The following is a 12,384-nucleotide window of genomic DNA, read 5'->3' as shown; positions in this document are numbered from 1 at the left end:
ACGTTCATTTGAAATTATACAACGTCTTTTCGGAACTGCGTGCTACTCGACCTATAGTAAATCACTTACGTACGGAGTGTGGCCGATTTATCATGGTTGATGACCTGCGGCTCACGATGGAGCGCGTCGGCGAGCGCTTCAACCTCGGCGAGTACGAGATAGACGCGTATCTCGCCGTCTTGGAGCACGGACAACTGACCGCGAGCGAAATCGCCGACCGGACCGACATCCCGCAACCGCGGGTGTACGACACGGTCCGGAGTCTCGCCGACCGGGGGCTCGTCGAACTCCGGGAGTCGCGGCCGATGAAGATCGTCGCGGTCGACCCCGAGAACGCCTTCGGCAACTTCCGGGACTCGTTCACCGAGATGGTCGAGGAACTCGGCGCACGCTACACCGCTCCCGCACGCGAAACCGAGGCTGTCTCGCTCGTCAAGTCGCGGTCGACGATTCTCCGCTACATCGAGGAGGTCATCGACTCCGCGGAGTTCGAACTCGTGCTCTCGCTGACCCCCGACCTCCTCCAGCGGTTCCACGACGACCTGGCCGCGGCGACCGACGACGGCGTGAGCATCGACTTGCTCGTCACGCCCGCCTCGCAAGCGCCCGACCCCGCCGAGTACGACTACAGGGACGTCTGCACCATCGCGCGGAGTCGCCGCGGCATCACGACGCCCGTTCTGGCCGTCGCCGACGGCGAGTACTCCATCTACGCGACGCAGGACGCCCTCCGAGACGACCGCGACCGTTACGGCGTCATCTTCAACCGCTCGGCGCTGGGCTTTCTCATCTCCGGCTTCTTCGGGACCGTCCTCTGGACCACCGCCGAGACGCTCGAAATCGACGGCAAAGACCGCCCGTTCCCCCGGCGCTACGCCTCGATTCGCCGCGCGGTGAAGGACATGCGCGACCTCGACGGCGAGTTCTACGCAACCATCGAGGGCCGCGACATCGAGACCGGCGACCCCGTCGTCGTCGAGGGCCGGGTCGTCGACCTCGCCTTCGAGGACACCGAGGAGGTCGCGTCGCTCGTCGTCGAGACCGAGGACGGGCCCGTCCACGTCGGCGGGTTGGTCGCGGCGCTCGAAGATATCGAAGGCCAGGACATCCGCATCGGTCGTGAGGAACCGCCGGGACGCGCCGAGCGACTCCGCGACGGCGCACAGCGAAGCGTCGACGACTGACTTCCTCGTTCAGAACTCGTACAGCAGTTCGTCGCACGCCGTGCAGGCGAGCACCGCGATGTCGGGCGAATTGTAGACACCCATCGTCCCGCCGCAGCAGTTTCGCACCGTCGTCTCCTCGACGCTCCCGCCGCAGACCGGACACTCCGGCAGAAACATCCGGAGCGGATTCGCCGCCTGCGCGGCCACGCTGTCGTCGACGCCGCGCGACCGGAGCGCTCGAACGGCGGCCGTCTCCGAAATCGCCACCGACTCGGAGAGCCACGTCTTCGCGCCGTCGCTTTCGAGGACGACCCACTCGTCGTCGAGCTCCCACGTCGCCTCCGCGGGCATGGCGTCTGCGGCCGCGGCGGCGAGCGTCTCGCGGTCGCCGTCGCGGAGGGCTCCCATCTCGGCGGTCCACTCGTCGACGAAGGCGTCGGTGAGGTAGAGTTCGCCGTCGTCGGTGAACACGCCCGCCGCGCCGAGTTCGCGGACGAGCGTCTCGCCGTCGACGTCGTCGTCGGCCAGCGCGTCCGAGCGCCGCGCTTCGGCGCCGCTGGCACCGTTCTCGTCGTCCTCGTCACCATCGGTGTCGTTGGTGTCGTCAATGTCGTCGCTACCGGTTTCGACGCCGTCACCGCCGCCGGTGTCCGTCTCCGCATCCGCCCCGGCGCTTCCGCCGACGTCGCCGAGACTGCCGCTACTGTCGCCGAGGTCGTACTTCGGACCGAACTCGACCGGGAGGCGCGCGACGAATTTCGGCGCGAACGTCGGCGTGTACGGCACCGCGTAGCCGCGGAGGTAGACGAGGCCGACGCCGACCGCGCCGACCAGAAGCGAGAGCCCGTACGAGAACGGGGCGAGAAGCAGACAGACGACCGCGATGATGGCTGCGTTGACCCCGGTACACGGCCAGCAGCGTCGTTCGCCCGTGTACTCGGGCCGCCGAACGGTGTCGAACGGTGACATACCGGTGAGTGGTCGCCGGGGTGACTTGAGGGTTCTGCCGCGCGGCCGTCGCTCGATTCGCGGTTCGCCGTCGCCTCCACACTTTTGTCGTTCGTCATCGAACGTCACGGTATGACGGAGATGGAGTACACGAAGCTCGGAACCACGGGGCTGGAGGTCTCTCGACTCTGCCTCGGCTGCATGAACTTCGGGTCGGGCGAGGAGTGGATGATGAACGACGAGGAGGCGAGCATCGAACTCATCCACCGCGCGCTCGATCTCGGCATCAACTTCCTGGACACGGCGAACGTCTACTCGCGCGGCGAGAGCGAGGAGATCGTCGGCAGAGCCATCGAGGGCCGCAACCGCGACGAACTCGTAATCGCCACCAAGGTGTTCGGCGAAATGGGCGACTACCCGAACGGGCAGGGGTTGTCGCGCAAGCACATCCTCGACCAGGCGGAGGCGAGTTTGGAGCGGTTAGGCACCGACTACATCGACCTCTATCAGATTCACCGCTGGGACGAGGAGACGCCCATCGAGGAGACGCTGTCGGCGCTCGACCACCTCGTCGAGACCGGTAAGGTGCGGTACATCGGCGCGAGCACGATGACGAGCTACCAGTTCACGAAGGCGCTGTACAAAAGCGACATCGAGGAGTACGAGCGCTTCACCTGCATGCAACCGGAGTACAACGCGGTGGACCGCCACGAGGAGGCCAATCTGCTACCGGTCTGTGAGGGCGAGGGCGTCGGCGTCATCCCGTGGTCACCGTTGGCAGGCGGCTTTTTGACCGGGAAGTACGAGCGTGACGGTGACATCGAAGAGGGATTGCGCGCGGATATCGACGAGTACACGCAGGACCGATTCACCGACGAAAACTGGACCGTTCTCGACGAGATTCGGCGTATCGCCGACGAGAAAGACGTCTCGCCGGTGCAGGTGTCGCTGGCGTGGTTGCTACACAAACCCGTCGTCACCGCGCCCATCATCGGCCCGCGGAGCATCGACCACCTCGAAGAGAACGTCGAAGCTCTCGACGTGAGTCTCACGGACGCGGAAATGGACCAAATCGAATCGCCGAAGACGCCTCACTGGCCGGTGGCACATAAAAACTGAACCACTACATAACACGCAGAATACCGAGATTGATTCGATGTGGGTCCCATTAACTATGTGAGAAAACGGCGATAGAAGGCTTGTATGGCCCGAATCACACGTGACAGTTAATCCACAACAACAGACGTAGTAACTGTGCCGAAAGTATAAATAAGTCCTATACCAAGAAGTCAAACTGTAATGGTCGATGCTGACTCACATGATAAGTCGAAGCGGCGAAGTAGTGTATCCCGACGACGATTCGTACAGGCTGCCGGCGCTTCCGGCGTCGCAATGGGTCTCGCCGGATGTATCCAGAGCCAGGACGACGGTGGCAACGGTAACGGCAACGGAAACGGCAGCGGGGGCGGCGGCAACAGCGAACAGTTAGATCCCGGGTCGGTAAACAACGACGTCACCATCCAGTGGGCGGCGGACTCGCGCGTCGCGGACAACTCAGACCGTATCATCGAAGCGCTCCGGAGCGCCGGCATGCCGGATAACATCTCCATCGACATCCTCGGTGGCTCGCAGGTGACCGACGACCGGGAGAACCAGTATCAGACGTGGCTCAACTCCGGTCAGGAGGAGCCGACGCTCCTGATGACCGACAGCGGGTGGACGATTCCGTTCATCGTCCGCGACCAGCTACAGAACCTCGGCCAGTCGTTGCCGAGCGATATGGTTTCGACGGTCAACAATAACTACTTCCAAGCCAGCGTCGAAACCGCGAAACATCCCGACTCGGGCGACCTCTACGCGATTCCGCTGTTCCCGGACTTCCCGACGGTTCAGTACCGGAAGGACCTCGTCACGCAGGCCGGCTACGACCCCGAAGGCAACAACTGGGCGACGGAGTCGATGACGTGGAAGGACTTCAACAGCATGATCGCCGACGTCGTCCAACAGAACGACGACGTCCAGATGGGCTTTAACTTCCAGGCGGCGTCCTACGAGGGCCTGTCGTGCTGTGACTTCAACGAGTTCATCACCGGTTGGGGCGGCGCGTACTTCGGCGACCACAGCAACCTGTTCGGTCCGGTCGGCGACCGTCCCATCACGGTCAACGAGGAGCCGGTCCTGCAGTCCATTCGGATGATTCGGACGTTCATCCACGGGCAGAACGACGAGCACTCGCTCGACGGCTACCAGCGGATCTCGCCCGAGGCCGTCCTCCAGTGGCAGGAAGACCCCTCGAAGGCGCCGTTCGACAACGGCAACGCCGTCGCGCTGCGCAACTGGCCGTACTCCATCGTCGAGAACGGCGCGGAGGAGAACTACGGCGAGGACCTCGGCGTGATGCCGATTCCGTACGCGGTGACGCCGGACGAAGCCGAGTACGAGGGTGCCGGCGGCCCGTCCGCCGCGCTCGGCGGCTGGCACATCTCGATGAACCCCAACTCGAGCACCGAGAAGAAGAACGCCGCCGCGGCCGTCATCCAGGCGATGATGACCGACGACTTCAACCTCGCCATGTTCGAGATTCTCGGGTGGATCCCGCCGAAGCCGGAGCTGCTCAACTCGGACCGCGCGTCGAACGTGCCGGTCATCGGCCGCTACCTCGACTCGCTGAAGGTGGCCGGCGAGAACGCGGTGCCGCGTCCGGTCACGGCCGTCTGGTCCCAGCAGTCCGACCAGATCGCCCAAGAGGTCAACGCGACCTACTCGCAGGGCAAATCGCCCGAAGACGCGATGTCGAGTCTGCAGTCCACGCTGGAGCAGATCGAACAGAACGCCTAAGCGCTCGCTTACCAACATTATTATTTGTTACCAATGGCAACAGAACAGGAATCACAGGGGGGTGTCCGCGACAGCTCACGGTCCGGTCCGTACGTCGCCGCAGTCCGCTGGATGGAGAACTTAAGCGAGACGGCGTACGCGTATTTGCTGCTCGTGCCGGCGCTGATACTGCTGCTGGTGATCGCGGTGTACCCGCTCGTCACGACGTTCTGGATGTCGCTGTTCGCCGACGCGCTGTCGGGTTCGGCTAACCTCGGCCAGTTCGTGGGTATCACCAACTACGTCGAGCTCCTGACGAACCAACGGAGCTACGCGCTCCCCTCGGCGTTCATGCCGACGTCGCTGACGCCGAACGGCATCTTCGCCAGTGCGCTCGGCGTGACGCTCGTCTTCACGCTCGTGAGCGTCTTCTTCGAGACCATCATCGGGTTCGGACAGGCGCTCGTCCTCGACCAGGATTTCCGAGGCCGACGCTGGGTGCGGGTTGCCATCATCATCCCGTGGGCGGTGCCGATCGTCATCCAGGGGATGATCTTCTACCTGCTGTTCCAGCCCGGCATCGGCTTCCTCATCGGAACCAGCCAGGACCCGTCGCTACTGAATCAGCTCACGTGGATCGGGACGACGCCGCTGGCGAACACGGTGGACGCGACGAGCATCATCATCGTCGCCGACATCTGGAAGACGTCGGCGTTCATGGCGCTTCTCATCCTCGCCGGACTGCAGAGCATCGACCGCTCGCTGTACGACGTGGCGAAGGTCGCCGGCGCGTCGCAGTGGCAGCAGTTCAAGATGATCACGATGCCGCTCATCATGCCGACGGTGCTGGTCGCGATGCTGTTCCGCACCATCGCGGCGATGCGCGTCTACGGTATCATCGAGACGACGTCCGCCTGCACGACGGTGCCGTCGCTGTCGTGTCTGGTCGTCACGAGCTTCAATCAACGCGCGTACGGGACTGCGGCGTCCGTCGCGTTCATCACAGCCGCCATCATCGGCGTCGCGGTGTCCGTCTACATCGTGAAGTTCGCCGACGCTGAAGGAGGTGGATTCTAATGGGAAGCGAACCACAGTCCGGCGATTCGACGACGACCATCGGCACCAGCGGCGACCGCGAACTGAAACGCGGGCCGTTCAGCCGCTGGGTGAGCAGTTCGATTAAGAACCCCGAACGGACGTACCGCGCGATGTTCTACGTCGTGACGGCGTTCTTCCTGCTTACGACGCTGTTCCCGTTCTACTGGCTGCTCGTGCTGGCGCTGACACCGCCGCGGGCGCTGCAGAACGTGGGTCTCTACCCGCCGGGCGGAACGCTGAACGTCGAGTCGTTCGCCGTCGTGTTCCAGCGCGTGCCGTTCCACATCTTCATGTTCAACAGCTTCGTGTTGGGTATCCTGACGACGGTCATCGTCCTGCTGTTGGCGAGTCTCGCGGGCTACGTCTTCGGCCGCCTCCGGTTCCCCGGACGCGGACCGCTGATGCTCGCCATCCTCGCCATCTCGTACTTCCCGCCGGCGGCGTTCCTGCTGCCGCTGTACGACCTCTTCACGGGGAACGTAGCGATTCCCATCCCCTTCACCGGCCTCGCCGTCGGCTTCCCGGAGCTGTACAACACGCCGGGCGCGATGGTGCTGCCGTTCAGCGCGCTGTTCATGCCGCTGTCCATCTTCATCCTCACGACCTTCTACGGACAGATTCCCGACGGGTTGGAGGACGCCGCCCGCGTCGAAGGGACGACGCGACTCGGCGCGCTGTTCCGCGTCATCATCCCGCTGTCAGCACCCGGGGTGGCGACGGCGGGCGTGCTCACGTTCATCAGCGTCTACAACGAGTTCTTCTTCTCGTTCCTGATGAACAACGGCGAACCCGGCAGCTGGGCCCCGCTCGTCGCGGGTATCATCGGCTTGCAGGGACAGTACGACACGCCGTACCACCTGATGGCGGCGGCGAGCATCATCGGCGTGCTGCCGGTGGCCATCCTGGTCATCGTCGCACAGGAGAAAATCGTCAGCGGCCTCACGGCCGGCGCACTCAAGGAGTAAGACAATGGGAGACGTAAAACTCGAACACGTAACGAAACGGTACGACGACGTAACGGCAGTCGACGACATGAACATGCAAGTCCAAGACGGGGAGTTCGTCTGCCTCGTCGGCCCCTCGGGGTGTGGGAAGTCGACAACCATGGAGATGATCGCCGGCCTCACCATCCCGACGGAGGGGACCATCCATATCGGCGGCCGCGAGGTGACGAACCTCCCGCCGAAGGACCGCGGAGTGGCGATGGTGTTCCAGAACATCGCGCTGTTCCCGCACATGGATGTCTACGACAACATCAGCTTCGGCCTCCGACTCCGCGACTACGAGAAGGAGGAGATAGACCGCCGCGTCGAGCGCGCCTCCGACATCGTCCAGTTGGAGGGGATGCTCGACCGCATGCCCGACGAGATGTCCGGCGGCCAGCGTCAGCGCGTCGCCATCGCCCGCGCCATCGTCCGGAACCCCGACGTGTTCCTGATGGACGAGCCGCTGGCGAACCTCGACGCGAAACTGCGCGTCCACATGCGGACGGAACTGCAGCGCCTGCACAAGGAGCTGGACACGACCATCATCTACGTCACCCACGACCAGGCGGAGGCGATGACGATGTCCGACCGCATCGCCGTCATCGACAGCGGCCAACTCCAGCAGATCGATCCGCCGCTGACCTGCTACAACGAACCGGAGAACCTGTTCGTCGCGGGCTTCATCGGCTCGCCGGCGATGAACTTCCTCGACGGAACCGTCACCCAGCAAGGCTTCGAACACGACACCGGCGTCACCATCGAGTTCGACCCCGCGCAGATGGGCGTCGAAGTCGGCCAAGAGGTGACTCTCGGCGTCCGCCCGGAGGACGTCTACCCGATCAACCAGTCGGAGTCGCTCTCGCACCCCTCGATGAGTATCGACACGACGACGGACGTGCTCGAACCGATGGGTGACGAGATCTTCGTCTACCTGTTGTTGGACGACGACGGGTCGAGCATGGACATGGAGGCGGCACAGCAGAACCAGCTGCTTATGAGCGTCGACCCCGACAGCGACATCGTCGAGGACCAGGAGTTCGACGTCGTGCTCGACCGGAGCCGGATTCACCTCTTCGACACCAGGTCGGGGCGGGCGCTCCAGCACGGCCTTGTCAAGTTGACCAGCGCGGAGAACGTCACCGAGACCGGCGCAGAAACCGACGACTGAACACCACACCCACAGATGGTCACCGAACTCGGACTGCTGTACATCGGGATGGTGACCCTGTTGTTCTTCTTCTGGGCGTACGGCATCGTGTCGTTCGTTTTGGACCTGAAGAACATCATCATCCCCAAAGGGCGGCAGTTCCTACGCGGAAGACGACGCATCAAAGAGCGGAAACAGCAAGAGGAAGAGCGCGAGGAACGCGAGCGTCAGTTGTACTGACAACACGCGGAACGTGACGCTTAACACCTGCTGTAGTAAACGGGTTGTAGAGAATGACTTCGGACACGCCAGTACGGGTCGGGGTGGTCGGCCTCGGTAACATCGGTCACTACCACGCCGACCGGTTGACGGATTTAGGCGCGACGCTCGTCGGCGGCATGGACATCCAAGCCGACGCTCGACGACGCTTCGCCGAGAAGTACGGCGTCGAGGCGTACGACGACAAGTACGAGCTGTTCGACGACGTCGACGCCGTCATCGTAACGACACCGAATCGCTTCCACGAGGAGTACGCCGTCGCGGCGCTAGACGCCGGCATCGACGTGCTGCTGGAGAAGCCGCTCGCGCACAACTTAGAGAGCGCCGAGCGCATCGCCGAGGCCGCCGAGGCGTCGGACGCGCTCTGTATGGTCGGGTTCAACAACCGCTTCGCCAACCCCGTCGAGGTCATCAAGAGCTACCAGCGCGACGGCGAGTTCGGCGAGATGCAACACGTCGAGGCCAACTACGTCCGTCGTCGCGGCATCCCCGGCCGCGGGTCGTGGTTCACCTCCAAGGACATCGCCGGCGGCGGCGCGCTCATCGACATCGGCGTCCACGCTATCGACCTCGCGCTCTACTTCCTCGACTTCCCCGAAATCGTCGAAGTGTCGGGCGTCACCCGCTCGCAGTTCGGCAACCAGGACGACTACGCCTTCGTCGAGATGTGGGGCGAGGATATCGGTCCAGAAGGGTTTGACGTCGACGACTCCGCGAGCGCCTTCATCCGCTCGGTGGACGGTCAGACCATCTCCTTGGAAGTCGCGTGGGCGACGAACCGACCGACGAACGACGAGTTCGTCCTCCGCGGCTCGGAAGCCGGCGCGCGCTTCGACCGCGCGAGTCACGAACTGACGCTGTACGAGACGGGCAAGAACGGCACCGACCACCTGCGCGACACCGACATTCAGACGCAGGCGAACGACACCCACAAATCCGAACAGCGCCTATTCCTCGAAGCCGTCGCCTCCGGGAACCACCCCGAGCGGAACACCGTCGAACAGGGCCTCGCGGTCCAGCGCGTCATCGACGCCATCTACCGCTCCTCGGCGGAGGGGAAAGCGATTCGTCTCGACACCGAGTCCGAAGCGGCACCCGAACTCGACTGAGTCGACCGCCGACTCTCTCAGACGTGCGTGTACACTCCGTCTTCGCGCTCTCTCCCTTCGGTGACATCGCACGCCGGACAACTTCCGATAGCGGCCACTGCATCCACCGTCGGCTGCGTCCTCCTGAAGTTTTATCGACGCCCTGAATGTAACAACAGGCATGGACATCGGAGTACTCACCGTCCCCCTCGGCGGACAGTCGCTCGAAGAAGCGCTCGACTACCTCGACGGCATCGGCGTCTCCGCGGTCGAACTCGGCGTCGGCGGTCACCCCGGAGAGGCGCACGTCGGCCGACGCGAACTGCTCGACGACCAGGATGCGCGGGCCGACCTGCTCGACCTGCTCGACGACCACGGGATGTACATCAGCGCGCTGGCGACGCACAACAACCCGCTGCACCCCGACGAGGAGACGGCCGACGAAGCCGATACCGAACTCCGCGAGGCCATCGAGCTCGCCGACGAACTCGACGTCGACGCAGTCACCTGTTTCTCGGGGCTTCCCGCCGGCGGTCCCGACGACGACGTGCCGAACTGGATCACCGCGCCGTGGCCGACCGAACACGCCGACGCCCACGAGTACCAGTGGGACGTCGCCACCGACTACTGGTCGGGGCTCGCGAACCACGCCGCCGACCACGGGGTCCAGATCGCCATCGAGATGCATCCGAACATGCTCGTCTACGAACCCTCGGGGATGCTGCGTCTGCGCGAAGCGACCAACCAGTACGTCGGCGCGAACTTCGACCCCTCGCACCTGTACTGGCAGGGAATCGACGTGCTCGCCGCCATCCGCTACCTCGGCGAGGCGGGGGCCATCCACCACGTCCACGCGAAGGACACCCGCGTCTACGACGACCGCTCGCGCATCAAAGGCGTCCTCGACACCACGCCGTACACCGAGGAACCCGACCGCTCGTGGCTGTTCCGGACCGTCGGCTACGGCCACGGCGAGGAGCACTGGAAGGATATCGTCTCGACGCTCCGGATGGTCGGCTACGACGGCGCGCTCTCCATCGAACACGAGGACTCGCTCACCTCGTCGCAGGAGGGACTGGAGAAAGCGGTCGAACTGCTCCAGCGGTCGGTGTTCGAGACGACGCCCGGCGAAGCCCACTGGGTGTAGGAATCAGACCGGAGCGAGGAAAACCCTCAGAGTACGCTCGGCAGCTTTTCGGGAAACAGCGTCGCTCCGTTCTCGGTGAACTCCGACAGCGACTTCCAATGGCAGTCGAGCTCCTCGCCGGTGTCGGGTTCGTGGGCCGTAAAGGAGTCCATCTGGTAGGGCCACTGGTGGACGAACTCCGCGCCGTAGACGCGCTGAATCTCGTGACACTCCTCGCCGTCGAGCGTGAACACGTCCTCGAACGTGCCGAGTTCGTGAACTCTCGTCAGTTCGACTTCCAGTTCCTCGCGAAACTCGCGGCGAAGCGCATCGACGCTGTGCTCGCCGTACTCGACGCCGCCGCCGAGCGGGCGGTAGTAGGTACCGGTCTCCGCGGACTCACCCTCGAAGACGAGCAGTTCGTCGTCGCGGCGGACGACGCCGAGGGCGACGACGCGGATACGCCCGTCTCCGGGTGATTCGGCGTCTCGCGGCGTCTCGACGGAGGGCCGGTCGCTCATGCACGGAGAAAGTGCCACCCCCGCAAGAAACTGGCGGATATGAAACCCTAAGCCACCGCCGCGTGAAGGGGGCACATGGCTCTGACAGTCGGTATGCTCGGCTATCGGTTCATGGGACAGGCACACTCGAACGCGCTGGCGCGCCTCCCGATGTTCTTCCCTGACGCGCCCGAGGTGGTCCGTCACACGCTCGTCGGCCGCGACGAGGAGGCGCTTTCGGACGCCGCCGACCGCTTCGGCTTCGAGCACACCGCCACCGACTGGGAGGACGTCGTCGGCGAGGTGGACGTGTTCTACAATCTCGGGCCGAACCACCTCCACGCCGACCCCTCCATCGCGGCGCTGGAAGCGGGTACGCACGTCTTCTGCGAGAAACCGCTCGCGCCGACGCTGGATGAGGCCGAGCGGATGCGCGACGCCGCCGCCGACGCGGAGGGCGTCGCCGGCTGTGCGTTCAACTACCGGTTCATCCCCGCCATCCAGTACGCGAAACGGCTCATCGACGACGGCGAGATCGGCGAGATTCGCCACGTCGACGGGCGCTACATGCAGGACTGGCTCGCCGACCCCGACGCGCCGTGGGCGTGGCGGATGGACAAAGAGCTCGCCGGCAGCGGCGCGCTCGGCGACCTCGGCGCGCACACGGTCGACCTCGCGCGCTTTCTCGTCGGCGAGCAGGCCGGCGACATCGACAGCGTGAGCGGTCACCTCCGAACGTTCGTCGACGAGCGTCCGGTCCCCGGGGAAGACGAGACTCGACCGGTCACCGTCGACGACGCCTACACCGCCGAGGCCGAGTTCGAAAACGGCGCGATGGGGACGTTCGAGGCGTCCCGCGTCGCCACCGGCCACAAGAACGACCACACGATTCGCGTCCACGGGTCGAAAGGGAGCCTGAAGTTCTCGCTCGAACGCATCAACGAGCTCGAACTCCTCAAGGAAGGTAACCGCGGCTACGAGACCATCCTCGTCACCGACGAGTCAGACCCCTACGTCGACCACTGGTGGCCGCCGGGCCACGTCCTCGGCTGGGAGCACACGTTCGTCCACGAGAACTACGAGTTCCTCAGTGCGGCCGACGCGGGCGAGGAGTTCCATCCGTCGTTCGATGACGCCTACGAGGTTCAGCAGGTACTCGACGCCATCGAGCGGAGCGACGAGAGCGGAGAACGGGTTTCGCTCGACTGAAGGGTGGAGCGCTGACGCGA

12 protein-coding genes are annotated in these 12,384 nt (G+C 64.3%); 10 read left to right on the top strand and 2 right to left on the bottom strand.

Annotated elements, in window-relative coordinates; all coding sequences use genetic code 11:
* Positions 1 to 92: 92 nt before the first annotated feature.
* Positions 93 to 1,184, top strand: coding sequence for an HTH-type sugar sensing transcriptional regulator TrmB (gene trmB, locus LAQ73_RS13470; RefSeq protein ID WP_224268784.1), 1,092 nt, complete (start codon positions 93 to 95; stop codon positions 1,182 to 1,184).
* 9 nt (positions 1,185 to 1,193) lie between these two features.
* Here trmB and LAQ73_RS13465 read toward each other — a convergent pair whose 3' ends face one another.
* Entirely contained in the window at positions 1,194 to 2,135 is a 942-nt protein-coding gene (locus tag LAQ73_RS13465; protein ID WP_224268783.1) for a DUF8054 domain-containing protein, read from the bottom strand.
* Positions 2,136 to 2,246: 111 nt separating this feature from the next.
* Here LAQ73_RS13465 and LAQ73_RS13460 point away from each other — a divergent pair, with 111 nt between their 5' ends.
* From LAQ73_RS13460 to LAQ73_RS13425, 8 genes are all read left to right on the top strand, one after another.
* A complete protein-coding gene (locus LAQ73_RS13460; RefSeq protein ID WP_345778387.1) occupies positions 2,247 to 3,233 on the top strand; it encodes an aldo/keto reductase in 987 nt (328 codons plus the stop codon).
* Positions 3,234 to 3,413: 180 nt separating this feature from the next.
* A complete protein-coding gene (locus LAQ73_RS13455) occupies positions 3,414 to 4,952 on the top strand; it encodes an extracellular solute-binding protein (RefSeq protein ID WP_224268782.1) in 1,539 nt (512 codons plus the stop codon).
* 111 nt (positions 4,953 to 5,063) lie between these two features.
* Entirely contained in the window at positions 5,064 to 6,008 is a 945-nt protein-coding gene (locus LAQ73_RS13450) for a carbohydrate ABC transporter permease (protein WP_224270767.1), read from the top strand.
* The gene (locus LAQ73_RS13445) at positions 6,008 to 6,994 is read left to right on the top strand and encodes a carbohydrate ABC transporter permease (protein WP_224268781.1); all 987 of its coding nucleotides are present in this window, start codon (positions 6,008 to 6,010) and stop codon (positions 6,992 to 6,994) included. Before LAQ73_RS13450 ends, LAQ73_RS13445 begins: the two co-directional genes overlap by 1 nt.
* A gap of 4 nt (positions 6,995 to 6,998) precedes the next feature.
* Positions 6,999 to 8,183: an ABC transporter ATP-binding protein gene (locus tag LAQ73_RS13440; protein WP_224268780.1), complete on the top strand. Its 1,185-nt coding sequence runs from the start codon at positions 6,999 to 7,001 to the stop codon at positions 8,181 to 8,183.
* Between the two features lie 15 nt (positions 8,184 to 8,198).
* Positions 8,199 to 8,402: a DUF8005 family protein gene (locus tag LAQ73_RS13435; RefSeq protein WP_224268779.1), complete on the top strand. Its 204-nt coding sequence runs from the start codon at positions 8,199 to 8,201 to the stop codon at positions 8,400 to 8,402.
* Between the two features lie 53 nt (positions 8,403 to 8,455).
* Complete coding sequence (locus tag LAQ73_RS13430; protein WP_224268778.1) at positions 8,456 to 9,550, top strand: Gfo/Idh/MocA family protein; 1,095 nt, start codon at positions 8,456 to 8,458, stop codon at positions 9,548 to 9,550.
* A gap of 160 nt (positions 9,551 to 9,710) precedes the next feature.
* Positions 9,711 to 10,676 (top strand): sugar phosphate isomerase/epimerase family protein, encoded by a 966-nt coding sequence (locus LAQ73_RS13425; RefSeq protein ID WP_224268777.1) that lies wholly within the window; start codon positions 9,711 to 9,713, stop codon positions 10,674 to 10,676.
* Positions 10,677 to 10,702: 26 nt separating this feature from the next.
* On the opposite strand, the gene LAQ73_RS13420 is transcribed toward LAQ73_RS13425, so the two are convergent.
* Positions 10,703 to 11,176, bottom strand: coding sequence for an NUDIX hydrolase (locus LAQ73_RS13420; protein ID WP_224268776.1), 474 nt, complete (start codon positions 11,174 to 11,176; stop codon positions 10,703 to 10,705).
* 75 nt (positions 11,177 to 11,251) lie between these two features.
* Here LAQ73_RS13420 and LAQ73_RS13415 point away from each other — a divergent pair, with 75 nt between their 5' ends.
* Complete coding sequence (locus tag LAQ73_RS13415; protein ID WP_224268775.1) at positions 11,252 to 12,364, top strand: Gfo/Idh/MocA family protein; 1,113 nt, start codon at positions 11,252 to 11,254, stop codon at positions 12,362 to 12,364.
* Positions 12,365 to 12,384: the final 20 nt, after the last annotated feature.

Origin of the sequence: Haloprofundus salinisoli (assembly GCF_020097815.1) — an archaeon.
In the GTDB taxonomy this organism is placed as follows: Archaea; Halobacteriota; Halobacteria; order Halobacteriales; family Haloferacaceae; genus Haloprofundus; species Haloprofundus salinisoli.
This window is presented reverse-complemented; position numbering and strand designations above follow the sequence as displayed.

Bases quoted from the DNA above. Each gene is read 5' to 3' on its own strand.
- LAQ73_RS13425 (WP_224268777.1), top strand. From the start codon at position 9,711: ATGGACATCGGAGTACTCACCGTCCCCCTCGGCGGACAGTCGCTCGAA.
- LAQ73_RS13450 (WP_224270767.1), top strand. From the start codon at position 5,064: ATGGAGAACTTAAGCGAGACGGCGTACGCGTATTTGCTGCTCGTGCCG.
- LAQ73_RS13435 (WP_224268779.1), top strand. From the start codon at position 8,199: ATGGTCACCGAACTCGGACTGCTGTACATCGGGATGGTGACCCTGTTG.
- LAQ73_RS13445 (WP_224268781.1), top strand. From the start codon at position 6,008: ATGGGAAGCGAACCACAGTCCGGCGATTCGACGACGACCATCGGCACC.
- trmB (WP_224268784.1), top strand. From the start codon at position 93: ATGGTTGATGACCTGCGGCTCACGATGGAGCGCGTCGGCGAGCGCTTC.
- LAQ73_RS13455 (WP_224268782.1), top strand. From the start codon at position 3,414: ATGGTCGATGCTGACTCACATGATAAGTCGAAGCGGCGAAGTAGTGTA.
- LAQ73_RS13430 (WP_224268778.1), top strand. From the start codon at position 8,456: ATGACTTCGGACACGCCAGTACGGGTCGGGGTGGTCGGCCTCGGTAAC.
- LAQ73_RS13460 (WP_345778387.1), top strand. From the start codon at position 2,247: ATGACGGAGATGGAGTACACGAAGCTCGGAACCACGGGGCTGGAGGTC.
- LAQ73_RS13440 (WP_224268780.1), top strand. From the start codon at position 6,999: ATGGGAGACGTAAAACTCGAACACGTAACGAAACGGTACGACGACGTA.
- LAQ73_RS13420 (WP_224268776.1), bottom strand. From the start codon at position 11,176: ATGAGCGACCGGCCCTCCGTCGAGACGCCGCGAGACGCCGAATCACCC.
- LAQ73_RS13415 (WP_224268775.1), top strand. From the start codon at position 11,252: ATGGCTCTGACAGTCGGTATGCTCGGCTATCGGTTCATGGGACAGGCA.
- LAQ73_RS13465 (WP_224268783.1), bottom strand. From the start codon at position 2,135: ATGTCACCGTTCGACACCGTTCGGCGGCCCGAGTACACGGGCGAACGA.